This window comes from Candidatus Omnitrophota bacterium (assembly GCA_041648975.1).
In the GTDB taxonomy this organism is placed as follows: Bacteria; Omnitrophota; Gorgyraeia; order 2-01-FULL-45-10; family 2-01-FULL-45-10; genus JAQUSE01.
In genome coordinates this window covers 35,375-59,295 of the sequence record JBAZNZ010000014.1, presented here as the reverse complement: position 1 = coordinate 59,295, position 23,921 = coordinate 35,375, and the positions used below count along the sequence as shown (strand labels likewise).

Sequence of the window (23,921 nt, the reverse complement as noted above, 5' to 3'; positions counted from 1 at the left end):
AAAACAATCTCACTCAGAGTTTAGGTATTTTGTGTCGAGCGTTGTTGCTTGACCTCATACGCTCGACCACTTCCGCAAAAAGCAATTTCACTCAGAGTTTAGGTATTTTGTGTCGAGCGTTGTTGCTTGACCTCGTACGCTCGACCACTTCCGCTAAAAGCATTTTCAGTCAGAGTTTTAGGTATTTTGTGTCGAATGCTGCAGTTTCGCATGCGGCATTCGGCCACTTCCGCTTAAAGTAATCTTACTCAGAGTTTCAGGTATTTTGTGTCGAGCGTTGTTGCTTGACCTCGTACGCTCGACCACTTCCGCTGAAATTTATGTATAAATTTCATCCCGAGGCTGCGACGAATAGGAACAGCCGAGGGACCTTAAATCGAATTAGTATACCGCAAAATGCCATAACTGTCAATCCGGCCAAAGGTTCTTGATTTTAAGCAAAAATAATGCTATAGTAAACAACCGCGATGGCCGACAAGATAGTCTCATCAAACCGTAAGGCACATTTCAGCTACTCAATACTGGAGAGTTTTGAGGCCGGCATAGAGCTTAAGGGCACTGAGGTAAAATCGTTAAGAACAGGTAATGCCAGCTTAAGCGATAGTTTCGCGCGCGCGGAAGGCAATGAGTTATTTCTGTATAACGCGCATATAGCGCCTTACGAATTCGGCAACAGGGCGAATCCTGATCCTGTCCGTCCAAGAAAGCTGCTTCTTCATAAAAATCAGATCAGGAAGCTGATCGGCGAAGTGGCAACAAAACGGCTTACAATAATACCGTTAAAATTGTATTTCAAGAACGGTATAGTAAAGGTGGAGATAGCTCTTGCAAAGAGCAAGAAACTCTACGACAAGCGGGAGGACATAAAGAAACGCGACTCCGACCGCGAACTGAAACGAATCATTAAAGAAGGTAAATAGGTCCTTCGCGTCGCCAAATCTGCAATGCAGATTTGATCCTGAGGATGCGACAAACAGGAGCATCCGAAGGACCTGTAAGGTGCTTCGGCAACATGTGTTGCCTCAGCATCAAACTTTGCATGGCAAAGTTTGGCTAGCTCAGGATCAATTTTTCTTCGAAAAATTGGGGGTGAAGGGCTTCGACCCAGATAAGCAAGGCAAGAGTGGCATGTAGAGGTTGCCGGGAGGCCTCTTAAAAACACCTGGCAAAAATCAAATGCTGACAATACAAGAGTGCCAGCAACGGTAGATGAGCTTCTGAACACCATGCAAGTGGTGCCGGGGCCCGTCCTACCGGTAGCGTTACCTTTATAAGGTAACCCGCCACCTGACCCATCCTGCGGGGTTAGAATGGCGACGCCAGCAGGATAGTCCCGTCAGCACCTCCTTTTGCGAGCGGGATGAAAGTTAATAAGGATACCCTTTTAAAATTCCTCCTATTGAAGTTTAAAAGGGAAAATTAAAGATTAGGATAAACATGTAGAGGCTTTTGTTTTGATGTTTGGGGACGCGGGTTCGATTCCCGCCACCTCCACCAAATTTTGCTGCAGTATCACTCAGGCAAAATTTGATCCCGAGGAAGCTGTAGTTAAACTGAGGCTGACGAGGGACTACCTATGAGAAGACTGTGATACAAATGGCAAAATTTCCACAATCACTTCATCTTCAGAAAATCGCGGTAGGAAATGAGCTGTATCTTATTATCTTTGACGGCCTTGATCACGCGGGGGCTTGTGAGGGAAAAGAGTTCCTGTTCGCAATCCAGGTGAAACCTGTACCTGTCCACCACCTCCGGCCCCAAAAATCCCGGATGGCACACAAGCTCGGTAACCCCTTCTTTTAAAGATTTCAACATCTCCACAAGGATATCTTCTTTCAAGCTGCCGGAATCTAGAAATCCGGCAAAATTGTCAGTATACAAAACCACGGAGTCATCCATCATCCTGCGCATCTCTTTTTCGAAGAACATAACGACCAGCGACTTATAAATCTTTTTCAGGCTTAACGGCGGAATGAGCTTCTCTTGGCGGAGACATCTTATGGAGGGGATCTTATGTTCTTTGGCCAGCCTTACGAATATACTCAAAAGCTGCGGCAACATATGTATATGTTCATGGCCGCTTAAATTCGTTACCCGTATTCCGGTCTTCTCGACCCTATCCAGCTGACTGTTCAATTCGGCATATATCTGATCGAGATCCACCTGGCGGCGGAATAACTTGATAAAAAAATCGTTACGCCCCGCCGGGAACCTGCCGTCTTTCGCGATGAGCGTGGAAATTCCGGCGGGATCCGATAATGACGCCGTCTCTGTAAGCGCCAGATGCGCTCCGGCCTCTTCTATCTTAATGGACTTCAGCAGGCCAACGGCGTCTTCGAACGCCTCGCCGGACGGCACGAGATTGAACGATGTGACTATGCCCTCTTTGTGAGCCCTTACGATACCTTCGTTCACGCTCTTCGTCAGGCCCAGATCATCGGCGCTCACTATGAGATACCTCATATGCGGAACCTATATGCAAGCATGTCCCAGAATGTCCTTGCCACCACGCTCATCCTCGATATCGTCGAGCTCCCTTTGACGCGAAGATCGAATATGAGCCCGTACTGCCTTATCTTGAAACCCCTTCTCGCGGCCTCCGCGAATATCTCCACATCTATAAACGGGCTCCTTGACTTCAGGTCAAGCCCCTCAAGGACTTTACGCCTGTATATCTTGAGTCCGGAATTGATATCCCTGATCTTTAAGCCGAATAAGGCCCTGACTAAAAAATTATAAACCTTCGACATGACTATCCTCTTAATGCTGGAATCTTTCAGCACAAGGCTGTAGGCGGTCACTACATCCGCCCCCTCCAGAAGTTCCAGGGCTTTCTTGATATCCGCCTCTTTCGCGGGAAAATCGGAATCGGTATATAGCACGATATCCTTCGCGGCGTTCTTCAGCCCCGCAGCCAGCGCGCCGCCGAATTTGGAATTTTCTTTAAGCCGTATCAGCCTTATGCGCGGATCTTTCGCGGCAAGGACCGCGACCACATCACAGCTTTTATCCGTGGACGCGTCGTCAACGACAACTATCTCGTAGTCTCCGCATATCTCCCCCGCGAGGCTCGAGACCCTGCTTAACGTATCCGTTATGTTATCGGATTCGTTGAACATAGGCAAAACGAAGGATATGTTATAACGCGTCATTTGGTCCTCTCCCGCATGAGAATATATTTCCCGTCTTCGGGCATCTTATTGGTGACAACGGCTTTCTTCCCGAGCTTGTATATCATAAAGGAGGGCTTCGTATAGAAAGGCTTCGTATCGAGGTCATAAAGCTGGTTGTAATTCTTTTCTTTCAAAACGCACCATATGCGTTCTTTCGAGCCCATAAAATTAACGAGGTCATGATGTTTATCAATATTGACCGGAAATACACCTGTATAAAACGCGAGCCCCTCCTGATAGTTGCTCTCACAGCCAAGCGCCTCACCTTTTTTCATCACGGTCGACAGCACTTCCGATATCTCTTTACTCGTCTCAAATCTCTCTATCTGAGGCAGGACGAGGGCGCTCATGGGATACGCGAACGCCAGGACAGAACAGACTATAAGAAGAAATGCGCGGGCATATATTTTTTTCGCAAAAGCGGCCGTCGACAGTATCATGCCGATGATAAGGAGCGCGCACCCTATCGCAATGCCCGGCAGGATCGACGGGTAATCGAATTTTAAATAGATAAGAGCGCCTATAGAGCCCACTATAACGACAACCAGCAATAAATATTGGGAGATCTTCATACCCAGGACGATGCTTTTCTCAACCGTCTTCTGCAAGAGATCGTCCCACAATACGGCCACTATAAGCGCCAGGCCTATAAATGAAGGGAATATATACGTCGGAAGTTTCGTGCTCGATATGGAAAAGAAGATGAATATGACGAAGAACCACAGGGCAGCGAATACCAGATGACCGTTTTCCGGCGAACTATTGCGGAAAGATTTCTTGAACGCGTGCCAGAGACCGAACGGCAAAAATACGCTCCATGGGAAGAACCCGCCGAAGACGATCGGTATATTATAATACCACTGGGAGCCTATCTTATGTTCCGCCTCCAGGAACCTGTTGACATTGTGGAAGCCAAAGAACGCGTCTATGAAACTATTGCCGTGGATCTTATACATCAGGATATACCAGGGAGCCGCTACTATGATAAACGCGAGCGCTATCCAGACAAGAGACATGCTTTTGAATATCCTGAAATCCCTTACGAATAAAAGATACAGGCCTATCGCTACAGCCGGCAGCATTATAGCCACAGGGCCTTTGGTGAGGACGGCAAGAGCGAAGAAACCGCCCGACAGAATATAATAATATGCCTTGTTCCTTATCTGACCGTAGAAAAATAATAACGCGCCCAAAAGCATGAAAACGGTCAGCACCATGTCTGTGACACACGCCCTTGAAAGCACCACATATTCCACGCTGGCGGCGAGAATGACAGCCGACAACATTCCGACCCTTTTATTAAAGAGGAGCGACCCTAAAAAATATATCGCCATTATTCCAAAGAGGGCGAAGACCGCCGACGGCAGGCGGGCGGCAAACTCGTTGACTCCAAAGGCCCTGAACGACGCCTCGACAAGCCAGTACAAGAGTATGGGTTTTTCAAACTGGGGTTTGCCGTAAAGATACGGGGTATGCCATTCGCCCCTATCAACCATCTCTTTTGCCGTCTGGGCGTAAAACGTCTCATCCGGATCTGTCAGGGCGAACGCTCCCAGACGGAAGAAGAAGAGATAAAAGCTAAGCGCAGCCAGGACCAGGACGGCTGCGACCGTTTTTTTTGAGATATTATCGATCATCATGAACCGAATATGGCCTTTGCGCGTTTCGAGATATTCGAATATATGATGACGGCAAAGAATATTTTGACGACGTCTCCCGGGATGAACGGCAGGATCCCCATGGAAATGGCTTTCATCGCGTCTATCTTGAAGAGGCAGACAAGCCAAATAGCTCCGGAGGCTAATATAATAAGGCTTCCAACGGCAAACGTTACGGCGATCCTGAGGATCCCGGGATTATCGGTCGCAAGGGACCGGCCTATGAAATACGCCGCAAGGATAAATCCTATCAGGTAACCACCCGTTACGGTGAATAGGTAGGAAAAACCGCATGCTACGCCCTGGAATAACGGCAATCCCGCCATCCCGAGAACAAGGTAACCGAGCTGGCTGAAGAGGCCCAGCCTCTTCCCGAGCACAGCGGCCGAAAGTATCACGAAGAACGTCTGGAGCGTTATCGGGACAGGGCTGCCGTGGACAGGTATCCTGACGTAGGCGCCGAGCGCCGTAGCCATGATGAAGAATAAGACTCCGATCACCGCGCTAAATCTCCTGTCGCCGACCAGTTCCCCCTTATTGCTTATTGCGCATGTTCCATTCATGTTAAAATCTCCTTTAGTGCTATAATTTTATTATAAGATTACTATAAAGTATCCGTCATGTCAATCCCAATCAGTTCTAAAATTCCAGGTGCGCGCCCGATTTTATCCATCTGCCCGGCATCGGTATGCCCGATTGTTCGGAATAGGCCGTATCGAATATATTGGATATCTCAATGAATGCCTCGAACTTAAGCGCCCCTTTCTTTATGACCTCTTTCGACACTTTAGTGTCGACTATTACGGATCCGGAATCGCCTATCCTCTTTTTATAGTTCAGCACCCAGTAATTTGAAAATCCGGACGCCTTTAATTCGGCTCCCGCCGAGATCTGCTGTTTAAGGTAGTCGAGGGCGTACTTTGACAGATAGTCGTGCTTCCTGTATGAATCGACGGCGGTGTAACTAAAAAATACCTTTTCTACCGGGATCGACGCCGATATCTTCTTGGGCGAAATATCCAGGGCCATTTCAAATCCGTTCGTATCTACGGAGCCTATATTCGAGGCGCGCCACGGCAGCCCTGAATTCATCCTGGTCCAGTCTATCGTGTCATAAGAGTTCCTGTGGAAAAAAGTGGCCGAACAGTATACCGGGCCTTTCCGGTAATCGGCGCCCGCTTCGTATGTCCAGGAGCTTTCCGGCCGAAGGTCCGGATTCCCTATATTGGCGCTATCGTTATAATACAGATCCGTAAATGTCGGTATCCTGTAGGACCTGCCGACAAGGCCCCGTAAGGTCACGTCTTTTAATATGGTGTAACTTACGCTGACCGAAGGAGAACACTCCCATCCGAATCCCGAAAACCGGTCTATGCGCGCTCCTCCGTTTATATACAGGCCTTCGGCGAGATGCGGCGACAATTCTAGGTATATCCCGTCCTTCGTCCTGGAATGCGTCTGCAGGCTGGTCGAATCTATCGTATCCCTGGACAGCTCGAAGCCGTATGAGGCATCCATGAACGGGTCTGTCATAATGAAGCCTAACTCTCCCCCATAGCTGTATGTCGTATGGTAGTTCGTCTGCCAGCCCGGCCTGTTCCTGTCGAGGGCGAATTTATCCCAATGGCGCCTCAGGAACAATTTCGGCCTTATTTTCAGCGCGCCGCTATCCGCGCTGCCGCCCAGCTTAAAGAATCTTGTATCGGTATGCTCTTCCTCGTTCGGGTAGAGATTGGAATAGAAACTGCCGGCGCCGAAATCCTTTTTTGTGTAACCGAAGACGAAGTCATAATCCCCTGCGGGCGTATTCACTCTTGCCGTATCCATAAGGGAAAGGATATTGAATTCCGTTTCGGGCATGTAACCGCTTGACCTGCTCTCCTCGAACGAAAAACGGTTATTTACAGGCCCTATCGGGTACGAAACCGAGAAACCGCCGTCGACATAGTCGTATGAACCTCCCCCGGCGTTGATCAGGACCTGCTTGCCTTCGGGCTTTTTCGTTACTATGTTTATTACGCCTCCGAAAGAGTTCGCGCCGTAAAGGTTCGACGCAGGCCCTTTCAATATCTCTATGCGGTCGACATCCATCATCGTGACAGGAAGGTCCATGCTGTAATGGCCTGTCTGCGGGTCATTAATGTTGACGCCGTCTATCAGCACCGTATTCTGCTCGAACGTCGCCCCCCGGATATTTATATCAGCCTGGACGCCATTGGGCCCTCTCCGCCGCATGTCAATACCTCCGACATTCCCGATTATATCCGGGATAGCGTTATAATCGGAGTAACTGAACGTTTCCTCATCAAGTATCGTTACGGAGCGCGAGCTTTCTGACAGGTACGTAGTAAGGCGGGATGGCGTCACCACGATCTTCTCCAGCTTATGGGCGTCTTCAGAATGTGAGACAGATGGGTAAAACAGAATAATGAGCGCGGCAATGCCGGCGATCTTTCGCATGGAATAAATTTATCACGAAACATGCCAATTGTCAACCATATGCATAGTTATTAGTTTACAATCGCGAAAGGAATTTTTCTCCATCACAAAGACCTAATATTATTCCCGCCCTCTATCATATTCTGGCGGGATCCCGCCCCGTGTTAGACTCTAGGCGGGACAATGTGCTCATCATAACGTCGGCTTAGGTTTTCAAGCCTGCTTTCATCTGGAAATTTTTCGGGTGACACGGCTTGAGACTTTTTCTCAATAAAGGGCGAAGTATGCCCGCCTGATCGCAGCAAGCTAAGTCAGGCGGGCAGGGATGGGGTGTCCCGAATACAGCGAGAATAGTTCGGGCATATAGATACGCGCTTATGTCGTAGGGGAGGTTTAAACCTCCCCTACGACTACAGATTGTAAACCCAATCCGATGGAGTTAACGATAGGCGGATTGGATGGGATGCCCGAATGTTAAAGACTATAGTTCGGGATACATAGATACGCGCACAGAATATACCCGTGATAGATTGTCCCGCCCGGAGTAATACTTGAGGCGGGATCCCGCTCCGAGCTAAACAGATGGCGGGATAAACCCATACGAGCCCTTTAAAAGAAAAAGTCCAAGCCGCGGCAGCCTGCCCGCCTGAAGCAGTCTCTCGCTGGCAGGCGGGGACCCATAAAATTTATTGGACGAGTAGATGGACAGAGCGAAAGGAATGTGTAATAATTTAGCTCAGCGTCTGACGGATGACTTCTTTCTGGTATGAGATATGGAGTAGCTTTGTGAACTCACCGGGGATGCCCTCCCCTATCCTGCGGCCGTCTATCTTCGTCACCGGCAGGATCTCGACGAGAGAGTTTGTAAGGAAGGCCTCGTCGGCGCCCAGCATTTCGCTGCGCGTGACCTTCTTTTCTTTAACGGTAATCCGCATCTTACGGGCTATTCTGATAACGACGTCTCTTGTGATACCGGGCACTATTCCAGTATCCAGCGACGGAGCGATAATCGTTCCGCTCTTAACCAGGAATATATTGCTGGTAGCCGCCTCGGCTATGAGGCCTCTTGTATTCGTGAGTATCGCCTCATCGCATCCTTTATCTTTGGCGTCAAATCTGGCGAGGATATAATTCAGGAAATTCATCGACTTCACATATGATACCGGAGAATATTCATTCTGCCTGACGCCGACTACGCAGGCACTTATGCCCTGGCTGTGCATCCAGCCCGGGTAAGGCCCGAACTCCTTCGCCACTATCACGACATTGGGTGTGAATGCGTCGGTGTAATATATCCCGAACCTCCCCTCTCCCCTCGTAATGGCAAGCCGTATATATGCGCTCTTCAGTTTGTTTACTTCAAGACACTTCCGCACTATATCTTTCAGTCGTTTCTCGGAATATGGCGGACGTATCCTCACGGCCTTCATCGAGGATGAGAGCCTTCTGACGTGCTCGTCGAGACAAAATACCTTTCCGGCGTAACTTCTCATTGTCTCAAACACACCGTCGCCGTAAAGGAATCCCCTGTCGAATACGGAGATCTTCGCCCGTTCCCCGCCAACAAACTTCCCGTTCATCCATATCTTCATATCTGCTCCTGCATGGCGGACAAAGGTTCTGCCGCCGGAACATTAGTCACACCGAGCGCCTGCATCAGCCCCTTCGCCTTATCAAGTGTCTCCTCATATTCTTTTTCCGGGTCGGAATCGGCCACTATGCCTCCCCCTACCTGGAAATAAACGTCATCGCCTTTTATTAGAAAAGTCCTTATGACTATAGATGTGTCCATATTCCCGTCGAACGATATATATCCTATGGCGCCGGTATATACAGACCTCTTGACCGGCTCAAGTTCCTCGATTATCTCCATCGAGCGTATCTTGGGGGCGCCTGTGATCGAGCCGCCCGGGAACGTCGCCAGCAGACAATCTACGGCGTCTACGCCGTTATTCAGAACGCCCGTTACTGTCGACACCAGATGGAATACATTCGAATATTTCTCCAGGACAAAGGAATCAGCGGGCCGCACAGAACCGTAAACGCATATCCTGCCCAGATCGTTCCGCTCAAGGTCCACTATCATAATATGTTCAGCGCGGTCTTTGCGGCTCCGCGCCAGCTCCTGCGCCAGGAGAGAATCTTCTATGGTATCGCTTCCCCGCGGCCTCGTCCCTTTAATGGGCCTCGTCTCGATGTATCTCCCCCGTTTCAGCAAAAATCTCTCGGGCGAGGAACCGGCAATCGATACTTCGCGAAATCCCAGAAACGACGAAAAAGGGGCCGGGCTTACCTGCCTTAAGCGCGAGTAAAGGCACAGCGGGTCAATACCGGCATGCGCGTGAAACCGCTGCGAAAGGTTTACCTGGTATATATCGCCCTTCTTTATATAGCGCTTAGCCTTCTCTACAGCTTTGATATAGGAGGCCTTCGAAAAATTCGACTCTAAGATAGGCTCGGTATCCGCCGCGAATTCTGTCTTTCTGCAATAACTGCCCGATATTCTTTCTTTGAAGAAGCCTAGGCGGGACTTTTTGCGGCGGTCGTTCGCGGCAGGGCCCAGTTCAGGAAGCCCAGAACTCACTATGTACGTCCTGCCGGTCAGGTTGTCATAAGCTACGATAGTGTCGTAAAAACCTAATATGCAATCCGGAAGGTCCAGGTCATCGCATGCGCTGTCAGGCAGCTTTTCGACAAAATCTTTAAGGTCATAGGCGAAATACCCGACTGCGCCGGAAACGAACGGCACCCTATCATCGGATCCGACAACGGTATATTTTTTTAACAGGCGGCGTAATACATCGAACGGGTTTGACCTTAGCGTCTCGGTCTTTCCGCCGGACCATTCCAGTTCTATGAGATCTCTTTTGCTCCTGAATATGAGAAAAGGATCGCAGCCTAAAAAGGAATACCTGCCGAGCGTCCGGGGGCTTGACGCGCTATCGAGGAAAAAACAATAAGGAAGGCTTCGGAGGGTCTTCAAGGCGTCGGGCGCTCCCGGCGGATATACCAATTCTTCGATCAAAACATCTATTTTGCTCATCGCGGCACCGGAAAAAGCTTCATTTCAGCACATCCAAAAAAGCATCGGCCAGGATGCCGATACCTTCCAGCACCTCTTTGCTTAAGCCCTGCCCGAGGACCGTGCTCTTGGGTTGGACGCAGACAACGAAAATATTAAGATCATCCCTGCCTGTCTTAAGGAGGTCTGTGAATAACCGCGGAGAAGGGTTATGCGTGGAAAAGCTTACGCCTGATATGGATTCTAACCCTACGACCCTGGCCTCTCCCGGCCTGATGCCGAGGTCCGCGGCGTCGATCAATATAATTGTATCGCAGGAAGTCGAGAGTATCGGGAATATATAATTCTCCGGCGCCGTCCCGCAATCGAACAGCGCCGCTTTTACGTTCCTTGACCTCAAAAGTTCTATGATCTTTCCGCCGAGCCCGTCGTCGCCTCTTAAGATATTACCGATAGCTACTATCGCGACACTGCCTTTGATCCTTGCCTTAAGTTCTGTTCTCAATCCGTCGTTCACGCAGGGGTCATAATTTTTCAAGAGTCGCTTTTCTTCTGCATTTTGCGCAGAGAACCTTTATCCTGTCGGGCCTCAGGGCGTAATCGCGCGCCGCCTGCAGGACGTTATCGGCAAAACCCATATTCTTCAGGGTCGTTATAAATAAGGTGGGATTAGAAAAGGCAAGCGGTCCCAGCTTTTTCGCTATCCACTCAAGATGCGCTTTAGCCGTAACGACATCGCCGCAGACCTCGCACATTACAAGTTCCTTCTCCTCGGTAGTGGATACCATGCTCGCCCTGTCAAATCCGGCAAGGTCGAACTGCGTGGTGTGCTTTATCCCGGGAGGCGTATCGTCCCTTGTGGTGCAAAGCGCGCTGCACTGTCCGCAGTAATGGCACTCATCCAGATGCAGGATCATCCTCCTCGTAGGCGTCTTGCCGGACAGCGTATCCCTGAACTCTATGGCCCTGGCCGGGCAGACGAGCGAGCAGGCGGTGCAGGCAATACACCCCTCGTTCGAATATTCCGGCTTGCCGCGGAACCGTTTCGCGGGCTCATGCGGCTTGTACGGATATTTCGTCGTGTAAGGGCCTTTGACGAGCGCCGTTATCGCCTCTATTAATTCCCTGAGTTTAGGATATCGCATTATTGAGCCTTACCTTAGAATAGCTTCACTATATTCGACGCGTGTCTCGCCAGGTTCCCGGTAAAGTCGAGCATATCGAAATACATATTGGCCCCCATCTGCGTGCACATGCCCCTGACGAGCCTGTTGGCGTGCTCTTTGCGGTAACGCTCTACCAGCTCCTTGACATGAAAACCGTTATCTATAACCCTTCTCTTCAATATAGAATTCTTCGCTTTTAAAAAATCCCTCATTATATTTACAGACTGTTTCATCGCGTTATACGTCTCGTTGAATTGCTCGACGCCGGCCTCGCTGAAAAGGAGCTTCTCGTGTATCTTTATTTCGATCCTTTCTACCAGGTTCGCCGCCTCATCCCCCATCCTCTCGAACATCTCAACCATCTGCTCCAGGGCAACGAGGTCCTTTTCATTCTTACGGGACTCCCCGGACAACTCCAGGATGCTCCTGGTGAGGAGCTTCTCCATGGCGTTAAGCTCATTTTCTATCTTCATGGCGCTCGCAAGGAATTCGGTCTTGTGCTCCATGAAGCCCTTCTGCGTCAATTCGAGCATGTCGTACACTTTATCAGCCATCGATACTGCCATATCCCGGATCACTTTTATATCCATGATCAGACTCTCACCTTTCGCAATCGTCTCTGTACTCATCGATAACTGTTCCCTCCCATGGTTTAACACCCGAGCGGTATGCCCCTCTCGCCAAGGCATGCGCCGACACCGGCGCAGTCAGTATTATAAACACGAGACAAAGAAGCGCTTTTAATCCGGTAGCCGTAAATCCTTTAAAAACGAGCAGGCCCAGGAGTATCCCGCATGTCCCCATCGTAATACACTTGGCCGAGGCTTGAAGACGGGTATAGACATCGGGAAAACGGATGAGTCCCAGACATCCGAAGAAGTCGAACAGGATCCCTATGATTACCAATGCGCTGCCTATAGTTTCATTCATCGAGGTCTTTTCCTTCCAGGTATTTCGCGAGGGCCATAATGCCGATGAAGCTCTGCAGCGCCCATGCTATGCCTACATCTATATACCAGTCCCGCCCCGTCGGTATGCTTAAGACCGCGCAAAAACCGACTATCAGTATGCCGAGCATGTCTATCGCCACCGCCCTGTCCGGAGCGCTCGGCCCCCTCAAAAGGCGATAGAGACAAAGGAAAGCGGAAAAGATCAGGCACAGAAAACTGCGCGCCAGGAAATTCGATTGCCACTCGAGCATGGAAGGGACCGGCATGAATATTATGGCCCCCGCAACCGCAAGTATCGAGACGAGCCCCATCACCCAACGCATAGACTTACTTATCTTCACTCGAATATCCTCTTCAATATATTTTCGAACTTTTCGGCTACAGGCAGCCTGTTCCCGGGAAGGCCGTCTTTCACCGATAACCAATGGACGTAAATATAACCGTTCTCTTTATCTATATCGACGCTCGTCGTTCCGGGAGTCAGCGTTATAGAATTCGCGAGGAACGTAAGGCCCGCGTCGGACTTTAGTCCTGTTTTCACCCTTAGCGTACCAGGCCTTATGGGCAGGCCCGGGTGGATCACCCTGTAAGCCACGTCGATATTCGCCTTTAAGCACTCCCACAAAAATATAATTATATAATAGATGAACCAGAGATAGCGAAGCGGGTTCCGAAGCGGCGAGACTTTCGGCGGTATCATGTCCGATGTGATGAAAGATACTATAGCGGACGCGAAGATCCCTATGACGGCGTTGGCCGCGCTCGGAGGCCACGTCAAAAGCATCCATACGCCAAACCATAGGAGGAACGATAATATATTCGTCATCATTTCAATACCCCGGCGATAATAGCGGCGTAATCTTTCCCGTTCGCGAGGACCGCGCTCGCGTCTTTAAGAAAAGTCAGTCCCGCGCCCGGCAAAAGCATAAGAACGCTTACCGCGGTAAGGAGCGCTAACACTACCATAGGCATGCCCATGGACCATGACAGCCTCTTCGATTCTGAGTCATAAAGCCTGTCGGCCCCGCCACGGCCGAATAGCGCGGGCGTAAGGGCCCTGAAATAATAGGCCAGCGTCAATATGCTGACGGCCGCGGCTATAAAAGCAAGCGCGGGACGGCCGGCCTGTATGCACGCAAGTATGATTATAAGTTTGCTCCAGAACCCGCCCAGCGGCGGCACGCCGCATATCGACAGAGCGCCCACGAGATTTGTGTAGCCGGTCACAGGCGCCTTCGCTATGATACCCGACATCCTGGTCAGGTCCCTGGTACCCGCGATCTCCTCGATAGCTCCGGAATTCAAAAATAGAAGCGACTTGAAGATGCTGTGGTTAAAGAGATGGAAGAGCGCTCCCAATATCGAAAGAGGCGTTGCTACACCTAAACCCAGGGCTATATAACCTATCTGGCTTATGCTCGAATAGGCAAACAACCTCTTAATATCGGTTTGTCCGAAAGCGAGCAGGCTTCCGATGACCATAGAGGTGACTGCCAGGGCTATCAATATCGAAAGGACCGCGGGAGTCATGCCGAATACATTAAAAAATATCCTTGCCAGCGCATATATGCCGAGGACTTTTATAGATACGCCGGAGAGCATCGCGGATACCGGAGCCGGAGCCGAAGAATGCGCGTAAGGCAGCCACGAATGGAACGGAACGAGCGCGGCCTTTAATCCGAAGCCCATCAGGAAGAGGACGCTGACGAACGCCAATACTTTGGAAGGTTCATTTGCCGCGATGATATCCGCCATGCCGGCCATATTAAGCGTCGCGGTGTGGATGTAAAGGAACGCTATGCCCAGTAATATGAAAGAGGACGCGACCGCGCCCATAACGGCGTATTTGAACGCCGCTTCGATCTCGCCCGCTCCCGTTCCGAAAGCCACGAGGAAATATCCCGCTAAAGCGGCTATCTCCAGGAATACATACAGGTTAAATATGTCCCCCGCTATCAGGACACCGTTGATCCCCGCGAGCATAAGCGAAAAGAGCGAGAAGAATTTCCAGGTATCCGTAAATTTTTTTACATAGCTTGTGGAATATACGGCGATAAAGAAAGCCGCTATATTCACCGTGACCAATAAGAACGCCGACAGGTTATCGATGACAATCGGTATGCCGAATGGCGGAGCCCACCCTCCCACCTTGTATACCAGTATCTTATAGGAGACCGTATATGAGGCGCATCCGAAAGAGGCTATGACCAGCCCCAGCGCGGCCAGGACGGCCAGGATGCCGCCCGACGCCTTGATCTTTTTACCTGTGATCAGTATAAGAAAGGCCGCGGCAAGCGGTATTATTACAAGAAACGGAGCGTATTGCATAAAACTACCCCTTTAACTTATTTATCTTCGTTATATCGAAAGTGCCGTATTTTTCGTATATCCTTATCGCAAAGACTACAAGTAGAAGCATAACCGAAAGCCCTATCACTATCGAGGTCATGACGATTGCCTGCGGCAGGGGATCCACCATATTAAGCACGGCCTGATCGGAAGCGAATATAGGGGCGCGGCCCTGCTTACGATATCCCGCAAGGATGAAGAACAGGTTCACGGAATACTCCATTATGCCTATACCTATTATTATCTTTATGATATTCCTCTTTCTAAGGACGCTATACAGCCCTATTGAAAAAAGGACCAGGCACATCATATATGCCGCCATATCTTACTCCGAATTCTTATCTGCCCTGGCCAGAAGCGCCATGGCGATGAATATAGCAAAAAGTCCGAACCCCACTATCATCGTTTCCGCTAACGGTATGATGATCTCGCAGCCTTTCGTAAAACCGGTCATCACTACGAACAAAAATGCCAACGCGCCCAGCCCCACAACGAGGCGCAATACATTGGCGTTCAGTCTCTTCAGCGCCACCTCTTTGCCGAAGGCGAGCATGACATGGACAAAAGACAGCGCGACGATGACTCCTCCGGCAAACCCTCCGCCCGGGCCGACGTGCCCGCAGAGCGCGATATACACGCCGTAAAGCAGGATGAACCCTAAAGTTATCCGGGTTACCGTCTTGACTATGAGCGTCATCCCGCGCGTTTGACTATTATTCATCTTTGACTTCCCTGTTCTTGCGCCCTATCTTCCGCGCGATCGCCAGGACGCCGATAATGGCCGTAAATACGATCGTCGCCTCGCCAAGCGTATCGTACGCGCGGAAATGGAGCGTTATAGAAGCGACTACGTTATCTATCTTCGTTATCGCGGCCCCTTCTTCTATATAATATTTTGACACGCCCATCAGCGCCGAACCGAACTTCGGCAGGCCGCGCATAGAAACATAAGCAAGCGTAAGGAATAGCGCGATAAACGCTATCGTGGATATCGTGTTGAAGAACCACCTGCCCGATGTGCTGAAAGGCAGGTCCTTCCTTATCGTGGCGCGTATCAATATTATCAGGCTCAGTATCTCGACCACAAGCTGCATTATGGCCAGGTCCGGGGCTTTTAAAAGCAGGAAAGCCATGGAAAGGCCTATCCCTACGGCGCCGACGGCAACGACGCTCGATAGCAGGTCCTTCACCATGACCGCTATCAAAGCGGCGGCTATCATGAATATCAGGACCAGATGTATCTCTATCATAACCTACCTCAAAAATAATACAAGGAACATCCCGATCATACCGAGAAGGCACCAGACCATGAACGTCGGCAATATACCGTTATGCAAATGTTGAAATATGCCCGTAAAGAAATAGACGATTTTACGGCTAACGGTATAAAGGTCGAGTGTCTTCTCTTCTTCTCTTTTATAGGCATTGCCGAAAATCTTTATATCTTTAATGGTATTATAGAACTCTGTGCCGGAAACTCTGTCGAGCCTGTCGACATCTTCCCCTCCGATGAATGTTCCGACCTTGCGGAATTTTCCGGCTTTCAATACCGCGTATACGGCAAATCCGGCTATTATACCCGCCAGGAGGAGGATGGTAGCCGCTACCGGGCTCCATATCCCTATATACTTTATTGTAAGTCCAAGGGACGGCAATATGAGGAGAGGAAGCGGGATCAAAAATGCGAACGCCCCGAATATGAAACAGACGGAAGCGAGGATCACGACCGGGAACGACATCGAGAACCCGGCCTCTTTGATATACCCGAAATCCTTGGACGGCCTGCCGAGGAATATAGCGTGGAGAAGTTTCATAAAACTCGCTACGGTAAGCGCGCTGCCGAACATCGCCGCCACAAGCCATACGATCCACAGAGGGTTCTTCGCGGTGCCCGACTCGATTATTCCCTGATATATCATCCATTTCGAAACAAATCCGTTAAACGGCGGGATGCCGGATATTGAAAGCGACGCCACAAGGAAGCAAATGAAAGTTACCGGCATATATCTTGCCAGGCCGCCTAACCTGTCCAGGTCTGTCGTGCCTGCCTTTTTCTCTACGTTCCCGCCCGAGAGGAAGAGGCATGATTTATATACGGCGTGGTTAAGCATATGGAAAAGTCCGCCCGCTATGCCTATAGGGCTGCCTGTCCCGATCCCCAGAACCATGTAACCGACCTGAGACACGGCATGATATCCTAAAAGCCGTTTCATGTCATGCTGGACAAGGGCAAAGACTACCGCGAATATGATTGTAGCGGCTCCGGATAAAGCGAGGATGGAATTAGATACAAAATTCATGGTAAATAGGTGCAGTGACGCCTTCGCTAACATATAGATACCGAGAAGCTTATCTAAAGACGCCGGAAGATACGCTGTAACGGGCGTGGGTCCCGCTTCCGCGACATCCGGCAGCCACGAATGGAACGGCATCGCGCCGGCCTTCGCGAAACACGCTATAGCAATGGAAAAATACGCGGCATATAACGTAAAGCTGTTAAGAGGCAGGTGTATCTTATCCATTGAGAACGTCCCGGTAACAGCCCATATGAGCCCGATGCCCAGCATCATAGCGGCGTCGGTCCCGCCTATTATTATAAGCGCCTTCTTTGCCGCCGCCGAAGCTCCTGCCGTATTCTGCATATTCACCATAAGATATAACATAGCGGCCAGGACGCCCCAGAATACGAGGAGCGCGATGAGATCATTCGAGAATGCCACGCCGAACGAAGAGCCAAGCGTGATCATCAGATATCCGAAATACCTGCCTAACGACTTCTCTATGAAACCGAATGAATACAGCGCGACAAGAAAGCCGAATAGCCCGACGCCCATGCCTATGAACGATGACAGGTTATCCGCTATAAAGATAGTCGATTGCCCCGACTGCCAGAATAATGGTTTCCTTATGAATACATAGACGGATAGCGCCAGGCAGGCCAGCGTAAAGAGGAACGCCATCGCCTTGATAGCGCCCTTCATCTTATCCGGCAGCAGCAGGGAAAATAGTCCCGCCGCAACGGGCAAGCATATCAAAAGGAGTAGCGGATTTTCCGTCAACATCTTATAGGATCCTCATCTTCTCTTTCAGCTTCATGGTCTTTTCCTGGGACAGCCGTATCAGTTCCTGAACGCCCATTATCTCTTTATCTTTGCCGTCGACTATCATCATCCGCTCGGTGCAGCAGTAGCACGGATCTATCGCGGCCAGGATTATAGTCGCGTCCGAGACCGTTTCCCCTATGACTGTTTCCCTGAATGTCGGGAAGTTCATATAGGTCGGGGCCCTGATCTTGTGGCGGACCGGCGAATTGGTACCGTCGGATTTGACATAATGGAAGCATTCGCCTCTCGGCGCCTCCACCAACCCTATACCTTCGCCCGGAGGTATGTCTTTCGGCTTTGAATCGATCGGCCCCTGCGGCATCTTGTCGAGGCACTGCCTGATGATGTTGACCGATTCGTACATCTCCAATATCCTGACTACGGTCTTCGCGAAGACGTCCCCCTCTTCCCGCAGGATGACGTTCCACTTTATCCTGCCGTACGCCGCATAAGGATGGTCGCGCCGCACATCGATATCCACGCCGGACGCGCGGGCCGTCGGGCCAAGAGCGGCGTAATCTATCGCGTCCTCTTTCGTCAGCACCCCGATGCCCTTAAGCCTCGCCTGAAGCACGGGATCGTCCAGGACAGCTCCTTTTAGCATATCCAGATGGCGCACGAACTCATCGAGTCTTGTCAATATATAGGAGACATGCTCTTTTTCTATGTCACGCCTTACCCCGCCGACTTTCAGCATGGCGTAATTCTGCCTGTTGCCCGTAACGGTTTCCATTATGTCACAGATCGGCTCCCTGTATTTCCAGCCCCACATGAAGACTGTATTGTAACCGATAAAGTGGCCGGCGAGCCCCAGCCACAACATATGCGAATGCAGCCTTTCGAGTTCCTGGTTTATGGTCCTTATATACAGGGCCCTTTCAGGGACCTCTGTACCGGATATGTCCTCGATCGCCTGGACGCACGCTATGGGATGGCTCGATGAACATATGCCGCATATCCGCTCAACTATGAATATCGACTGGTCGAAGCTCTTAGATTCGGATATCTTTTCGATGCCCCTGTGGTTCCAACCAATTCTCACATCGACATCCACCACCTTCTCGCCTTCCACGACGAGCTTGTAAAATTCCGGCTCTTCCTGCAGGGGATGGTATGGCCCTATGGGTATGTGCGCTTTATGGCTCAATTTTACTCCTCTCAAACTCTTCGTTAGTTTATTGCGTTCATTGCGTTTTTTTTGGGTTTATTGGGTTCCGCCGAACGCAACTAACGCAATAAACTCAATAAACTAAACTCTGCTTGACTCAGCTACGCTTTCCTCGAATCTCTCTTGGGCACTACAAAGTTCTTTCTCATCGGATACACGCCTTTCGGCCAGTCGTCGGGCAATAAGAGCGGCCTCAAATCGGAATTGCCGTCGAACTCTACTCCGAATAGCTCGTGTATCTCCCTCTCTATCCACCAGGCCGACCTCGTCACGGTCGTAATCGTATCTATGCGCGGAGCTTCACTATCCTGTAATATCGCCCTGACCGATATTACTATGCCGGAGATGTCGTGGGAAAAATGGTAGATTATCTCGATACCGTCAAAATCGTCCACGCCGCTGGCTATGTTGAAACGAAGCCCCAGGTCCTTGAATATATATCTCGTGAAATCCACGACATCCTTCGGATATATATCAACGTAGGCCCTCTTCTCGTTATGCTTATAGACCTTCAGAACCCTCGATCCGAACTTATCATTTATCTTTTTTAAGACCTCTTCCATCTTCATCTGTGCTCACTTCCTCGTTTGATTTATCTTCTCTATTAACTTCACCATGCCGCCTATCACGGCCTCAGGTTTAGGCGGGCACCCCGGTATATAAAGATCGACCGGTATAACCTCATCAAGCGGCACGGTCGTATTATAACTATCCTTGAACAGGCCCCTCGAAGATCCGCATGCGCCCCACGCTACCACGAATCCGGGTTTCGGCATCATCTCATATAATTTCTTTATCCTGGGCACGCAGAGCCTGTTGGCCGAACCGGTGCAAAACAGGACGTCGGCATGCTTTACGCTTCCGGCCAGTATTATCCCGAACCTCTCCAGGTCAAACCTGGGCGTAAGGCAATCCAGTATCTCGATGTCGCAGTTATTGCAGCTGCCGCTCGAGACGTGGAACGCGTAAATAGATTTCGTAAGTATCTTTTCCCTGAATCCCATATTATTTCCCTAATATCGCTAATAAGATGGCTATCACGGCCAGGCCGCTCACAGGCCCCCAGAAGAACCCCATCGCCTGGTCTATCCTGACCCTCGGATTCGTATTCTTTATCACTATCATCAGGACCAATATCATAATATATTCCAGGAGGCTCGACATGAATCCTTCCGAATTCAATTTGATCCCGCCGAAATACAATGTTATCAATATGACCGGCGCCGCGAATGTCAATATCGCCTTGGCCAGTTTGAATATTCCGAGCGCCTTTCCGGAGTATTCGATATAAGCCCCCGCCATTATCTCCGTCTCGGCTTCCGCCATGTCGAACGGCACAAAACCCAGCTTAGCCTGGAAGCACAAGAGCATTACGATAAACGATATTACGCCGGACGGGCTCGCTATTATAGAGCCGGTCTCGGCCTGCCGCAGTATGATGTCGCCCAGTTTTATCGCGTATCCCGATTTTATCACGGGAACGATGAGAGCCATAATAAAAGGAAGCTCATATGAGAGCACAAGCTTCATCTCCCTCGAGGCGCCCAGCGACGCGAGCGGGTTTTCCGAAGAGAAACCGCCGAGCATCAGGGCAAGCGGCGGTATTATCAAAAGATACACGACGACTATGAGATCGCCCATAAAACCTACTGCCGGGGTCGAATTCACCACACAAATTATGGTAGAGACCAACGTTGCGCTTGCCGCGCATAGTACCGGCATGCCCAGGAACATCGCCTTCGAAACGCCCTCCGGCACCAGAGTCTCCTTATATAATATAAGCTTAACCACATCTATGAAATTCTGGTACCACGGCGGCCCGACCCTCCACTGGAGCCGCGCTGTCACCTTCCTGTCGACCCAGCCGACCAACAGTCCCATCACGGCCGAGAAGAGAAATCCCGGGAAGACCAGGAACATGAATAGATATTCAAATATTTTCATAGTAGTTTAAAGTCGAAACTCAAAATCCGAAATTCGAATTCCGAAATTAGGATTTCGTATTTATGCCCTATCTCTTCTTCGGAGCATCCTCTATCCTCTCCCACTTATTGTTCGTCTTTATGACGAGATAGTCCGACACCTTATATATATGCTCTTCTTTGTTCTCCTCGAACTCACCGTATCTTATCCCGCCGTGGCTGCATGATTCAAGGCATATGGGCGCTTTATCGCCCTCCAATCTTCCGAGGCAAAAGTCGCACCTGGCGATCACAAAAGGTATCGTCTCCGGATATATGACGCCGAACGGGCACGCGCGCGAGCAGGACTTACAGGACGTGCACCGCATCATATACCTCTTCAGCATGCGGTTCTCCTGCATTTCAAGCGCTTCCCAAGGACAGGAAGCGACGCACGGGGCGTCGTCGCACTTCCTGCATATCACGGCGAAGTGCGCGAATTCGCGTAAAGTCGTGATGCCGTTATTTGCCGGATGCTGAATATAGCTGCATAGCATCCCGCACTCGCCGCATCCGGAGCATGTGTCTAAGTCGATCAGTAGCTTTTTCATAATATAGTTATAAGTTATAAGTTATAAGTTATAAGCGCGTAATACAGCTTACGACTTACAGCTTACAACTAACGTCAATCTCACTCAATCCCATATATTCGCCAAATCCTTGATCTTATCGTAAGTGAAGACCGGGCCGTCTTTACACGCGTAATACGGGCCCAGCCTGCAATGGCCGCATTTGCCTATGCCGCACGACATATTCTTTTCCATAGACAGATATATGCGGCTGTCCTTAAACCCGAGGTCTAGAAGCTTGAAGGTCACGAACTTCATCATTATTGGAGGGCCGCATACGATCGCTACGGCGTTCTCAAGATCCAATCCTTCGCTCTTCAATATGGTGGTGACAAGCCCTACATTCCCCTTCCATGAATCGTCGCCGACGTCGATGCTTATATCGACATTCACGTGCTTCGCCTTATTCTTCCAGGAATCTATCTCTTTCTTATAAACTATATCCCTGGACGTCCTTGCGCCGTACTTCAGCATTATCTTTTTGTAGTCATTGACGTCGTTAAACAGGGCGTATAGGAGCGCCCTTAACGGCGCGAGCCCGACGCCGCCGCCGACTATGAATACCTCTTTCGATTTAAAATCCTGCAGCGGATAGCCCAGGCCGTAAGGCCCCCTGACACCGACGATATCGCCCGCCTTCGCCGCATGTAGGATCTTGGTGACCCTGCCGGCGCTCATTATCGTAAAATCGAGCTTCCCTTTCACGTTATGGTTGGAAGAAGGCGTAAACGGCGCTTCTCCGAGGCCGGGAACGGTCAGCTCCATAAATTGTCCTGCCCTGAAAGCTATATCCCCTCTCGGCATGAGAGTGAACGTCTTTATGTTGGGCGTCTCTTCGGCTATGCCGGTTATTTCAGCTTCTATATATTCGTATGGATTTTTCATAGTGGTTAAATTATGCGTCTAGGTTACGTAATGTTACGTAAGGTTATAGAATGTTACGTAAAGTTACAAAAGCAACCTTCTCTAACCTTAATTAACCTTCCATACCCTTACGTAACCTCCCTCAATTTAACTTAGTCATTCGGCGGTTTGTTCCACTGTCCAAGCACCAGCCCCTTCAACACCTCCCGGAGGTCTATGTCTCCCGGGCACGCCTCGATGCATCGGCCGCATCCGGTGCACGCAAAATAGTCCAGGACCTGCGGGAAGAAATCGAACTTCTTCTCGAACCTGTTCCGAAGCCTCTCATATAACTGCTTTCTCGGATTGGCGTTGCCGGCGACCCTGGCGAAAGTCTTGTAAAGGCACGCGTCCCATATCCTGGTTCTCTTGGCGCCGCAGGATTCGGATCCTTCATCAAATAGCAGGAAGCAGTGGCATGTGGGACAGACGAGGTTGCAGGCGCCGCATTCCACGCAGGTCGACGCGAAGTCCTGCCACAACGCGGTTAAGTTGTAATTCTTCTTCACCGCGCCATTTATCTCCGACGTATTTTTCGTCCCGCGTTTATCGATAAAATCCCTGACCTGACTCGATACTTTATTGCGGGCGGCTTCTCTCGAGCCGGCAGCATCCCCACCGGCAGGCCTGAAGAACATCTTAAAATCATTCACCAGAGAGACACCTTTGCCGCTGGCCACCTCGGCGACAAAATGGTCGTCGATTACTGACAGGGAGATATCGAAATATTTTGTCGGATACGGAGCGCCTTCCATGGCAAGGCAGAAACAGGTCTCTTTCGCGTAGGTGCAGTCATTGCCTATAAGTATCGTCCTGTTCCTGTAGTCGGAATAGAATGGATCGACGTAATCGCCCTGGAGAAATACGTAATCCTGCAATATAAGGCTGGAGAGGTCGCAGCCTTTTACGCCCGCGATTATGACCGGCCTGGTATCGCTCTTTTTAGCGCCGGACATGCTTTCCCTGGGCGGATTCAGGAAGGACTTCAAAGGCTGGCTCTGCCTGATGCCTCCAAGCTCTATGATATCTTCTTTTTTCGGGTCGAAATCGTCAAAATAGAGCCTGTCGCCCTTGCGGTATGGAACGATTATCCTGTGGCTGGCAGTCAGCCTGCCCAGCAGGTCGAAAAAGTTCCTCTTCGATATCGTGTAATATTTATTATCCATAGCGTATAATTATTATGAAATTTTATTGTAGACCGATATCCGCCCCAAGTCAAGTCAGAATTTCCGCTTCTTACAAATTTTTACGGGGCCTGCTGCTCCTTCGACTTTTTCTTTTAAAGGGCTCGTTTGGGGTTTACAATCTCCCTATTTCTTTATACTGTGCGGGGTAGATAACGGTCTAACTTGACACTCAGTTATTATATATCGGTATATTCTATGCGCGTATCTGTACTGCCCCATCCCAAACTTCGCCCTTATCGAGAAAAAGTCTGGAAGGAGCATCACCCGTAAAA

The 23,921-nt window shown here is 50.1% G+C and carries 26 protein-coding genes and 1 other RNA gene; 2 read left to right on the top strand and 25 right to left on the bottom strand.

The genetic code is table 11. The annotated features are described in order from the left end of the window. Positions 1-467 precede the first annotated feature (467 nt). Together smpB and ssrA are read left to right on the top strand one after the other, a co-directional pair. Positions 468-920 carry an SsrA-binding protein SmpB gene (gene smpB, locus WC592_05505; protein MFA4981909.1) on the top strand — a complete coding sequence of 151 codons (453 nt, stop codon included), beginning with the start codon at positions 468-470 and terminating at the stop codon, positions 918-920. A gap of 165 nt (positions 921-1,085) precedes the next feature. Next, positions 1,086-1,497, top strand: a transfer-messenger RNA (tmRNA) gene (ssrA, locus tag WC592_05500). Between the two features lie 117 nt (positions 1,498-1,614). Here the strand turns inward: ssrA and WC592_05495 are convergent. The 25 genes from WC592_05495 to WC592_05375 all read right to left on the bottom strand — a co-directional run bounded on the left by WC592_05495 (position 1,615) and on the right by WC592_05375 (position 23,628). After that, positions 1,615-2,463, bottom strand: coding sequence for a ChbG/HpnK family deacetylase (locus WC592_05495; GenBank protein MFA4981908.1), 849 nt, complete (start codon positions 2,461-2,463; stop codon positions 1,615-1,617). After that, positions 2,460-3,152, bottom strand: a complete 693-nt coding sequence (locus tag WC592_05490; GenBank protein ID MFA4981907.1) for a glycosyltransferase family 2 protein — start codon at positions 3,150-3,152, stop codon at positions 2,460-2,462. Before WC592_05490 ends, WC592_05495 begins: the two co-directional genes overlap by 4 nt. Beyond that, positions 3,149-4,813: a glycosyltransferase family 39 protein gene (locus WC592_05485; protein MFA4981906.1), complete on the bottom strand. Its 1,665-nt coding sequence runs from the start codon at positions 4,811-4,813 to the stop codon at positions 3,149-3,151. The genes WC592_05490 and WC592_05485 overlap by 4 nt, the downstream gene beginning before the upstream one ends. Next, on the bottom strand, positions 4,810-5,394 hold the full coding sequence (locus WC592_05480) for a biotin transporter BioY (protein MFA4981905.1): 585 nt from the start codon (positions 5,392-5,394) through the stop codon (positions 4,810-4,812). The genes WC592_05485 and WC592_05480 overlap by 4 nt, the downstream gene beginning before the upstream one ends. A gap of 76 nt (positions 5,395-5,470) precedes the next feature. Beyond that, on the bottom strand, positions 5,471-7,291 hold the full coding sequence (locus WC592_05475) for a TonB-dependent receptor (GenBank protein MFA4981904.1): 1,821 nt from the start codon (positions 7,289-7,291) through the stop codon (positions 5,471-5,473). A 710-nt stretch (positions 7,292-8,001) separates the two neighbouring features. Continuing rightward, positions 8,002-8,862: a branched-chain-amino-acid transaminase gene (gene ilvE, locus WC592_05470; protein MFA4981903.1), complete on the bottom strand. Its 861-nt coding sequence runs from the start codon at positions 8,860-8,862 to the stop codon at positions 8,002-8,004. Beyond that, on the bottom strand, positions 8,859-10,313 hold the full coding sequence (pabB, locus tag WC592_05465) for an aminodeoxychorismate synthase component I (GenBank protein MFA4981902.1): 1,455 nt from the start codon (positions 10,311-10,313) through the stop codon (positions 8,859-8,861). The genes ilvE and pabB overlap by 4 nt, the downstream gene beginning before the upstream one ends. 19 nt (positions 10,314-10,332) lie before the next feature. Further along, the gene (locus tag WC592_05460) at positions 10,333-10,809 is read right to left on the bottom strand and encodes a hydrogenase maturation protease (protein ID MFA4981901.1); all 477 of its coding nucleotides are present in this window, start codon (positions 10,807-10,809) and stop codon (positions 10,333-10,335) included. Positions 10,810-10,816: 7 nt separating this feature from the next. Further along, positions 10,817-11,437, bottom strand: a complete 621-nt coding sequence (locus WC592_05455) for a 4Fe-4S dicluster domain-containing protein (protein MFA4981900.1) — start codon at positions 11,435-11,437, stop codon at positions 10,817-10,819. Positions 11,438-11,451: 14 nt separating this feature from the next. Then, complete coding sequence (locus WC592_05450; protein ID MFA4981899.1) at positions 11,452-12,087, bottom strand: PhoU domain-containing protein; 636 nt, start codon at positions 12,085-12,087, stop codon at positions 11,452-11,454. Continuing rightward, complete coding sequence (mnhG, locus tag WC592_05445) at positions 12,059-12,388, bottom strand: monovalent cation/H(+) antiporter subunit G (protein MFA4981898.1); 330 nt, start codon at positions 12,386-12,388, stop codon at positions 12,059-12,061. Before mnhG ends, WC592_05450 begins: the two co-directional genes overlap by 29 nt. Further along, positions 12,381-12,749: a cation:proton antiporter gene (locus WC592_05440; GenBank protein MFA4981897.1), complete on the bottom strand. Its 369-nt coding sequence runs from the start codon at positions 12,747-12,749 to the stop codon at positions 12,381-12,383. Before WC592_05440 ends, mnhG begins: the two co-directional genes overlap by 8 nt. After that, positions 12,746-13,237 (bottom strand): Na+/H+ antiporter subunit E, encoded by a 492-nt coding sequence (locus WC592_05435; protein ID MFA4981896.1) that lies wholly within the window; start codon positions 13,235-13,237, stop codon positions 12,746-12,748. The genes WC592_05440 and WC592_05435 overlap by 4 nt, the downstream gene beginning before the upstream one ends. Continuing rightward, entirely contained in the window at positions 13,234-14,736 is a 1,503-nt protein-coding gene (locus WC592_05430) for a proton-conducting transporter membrane subunit (protein ID MFA4981895.1), read from the bottom strand. The genes WC592_05435 and WC592_05430 overlap by 4 nt, the downstream gene beginning before the upstream one ends. Before the next feature lie 4 nt (positions 14,737-14,740). After that, positions 14,741-15,079 (bottom strand): sodium:proton antiporter, encoded by a 339-nt coding sequence (locus WC592_05425; GenBank protein MFA4981894.1) that lies wholly within the window; start codon positions 15,077-15,079, stop codon positions 14,741-14,743. Between the two features lie 3 nt (positions 15,080-15,082). Continuing rightward, positions 15,083-15,478, bottom strand: coding sequence for an MnhB domain-containing protein (locus WC592_05420; protein MFA4981893.1), 396 nt, complete (start codon positions 15,476-15,478; stop codon positions 15,083-15,085). Then, complete coding sequence (gene mbhE, locus WC592_05415) at positions 15,471-16,007, bottom strand: hydrogen gas-evolving membrane-bound hydrogenase subunit E (GenBank protein MFA4981892.1); 537 nt, start codon at positions 16,005-16,007, stop codon at positions 15,471-15,473. The genes WC592_05420 and mbhE overlap by 8 nt, the downstream gene beginning before the upstream one ends. Before the next feature lie 3 nt (positions 16,008-16,010). Beyond that, entirely contained in the window at positions 16,011-17,819 is a 1,809-nt protein-coding gene (locus tag WC592_05410) for a proton-conducting transporter membrane subunit (protein MFA4981891.1), read from the bottom strand. A gap of 1 nt (position 17,820) precedes the next feature. Then, positions 17,821-19,008 carry a nickel-dependent hydrogenase large subunit gene (locus tag WC592_05405; GenBank protein ID MFA4981890.1) on the bottom strand — a complete coding sequence of 396 codons (1,188 nt, stop codon included), beginning with the start codon at positions 19,006-19,008 and terminating at the stop codon, positions 17,821-17,823. A 122-nt stretch (positions 19,009-19,130) separates the two neighbouring features. Continuing rightward, positions 19,131-19,598 carry an NADH-quinone oxidoreductase subunit C gene (locus tag WC592_05400; GenBank protein MFA4981889.1) on the bottom strand — a complete coding sequence of 156 codons (468 nt, stop codon included), beginning with the start codon at positions 19,596-19,598 and terminating at the stop codon, positions 19,131-19,133. A 6-nt stretch (positions 19,599-19,604) separates the two neighbouring features. After that, positions 19,605-20,033, bottom strand: a complete 429-nt coding sequence (gene nuoB, locus WC592_05395) for an NADH-quinone oxidoreductase subunit NuoB (GenBank protein MFA4981888.1) — start codon at positions 20,031-20,033, stop codon at positions 19,605-19,607. Between the two features lies 1 nt (position 20,034). Then, positions 20,035-20,973, bottom strand: coding sequence for a complex I subunit 1 family protein (locus WC592_05390; protein MFA4981887.1), 939 nt, complete (start codon positions 20,971-20,973; stop codon positions 20,035-20,037). A 67-nt stretch (positions 20,974-21,040) separates the two neighbouring features. Continuing rightward, positions 21,041-21,541, bottom strand: coding sequence for a 4Fe-4S dicluster domain-containing protein (locus WC592_05385; GenBank protein MFA4981886.1), 501 nt, complete (start codon positions 21,539-21,541; stop codon positions 21,041-21,043). 84 nt (positions 21,542-21,625) lie between these two features. Beyond that, the gene (locus tag WC592_05380; protein MFA4981885.1) at positions 21,626-22,444 is read right to left on the bottom strand and encodes an FAD/NAD(P)-binding protein; all 819 of its coding nucleotides are present in this window, start codon (positions 22,442-22,444) and stop codon (positions 21,626-21,628) included. 131 nt (positions 22,445-22,575) lie between these two features. Further along, positions 22,576-23,628, bottom strand: coding sequence for a 4Fe-4S dicluster domain-containing protein (locus WC592_05375; GenBank protein ID MFA4981884.1), 1,053 nt, complete (start codon positions 23,626-23,628; stop codon positions 22,576-22,578). Between the last annotated feature and the right edge of the window lie 293 nt (positions 23,629-23,921).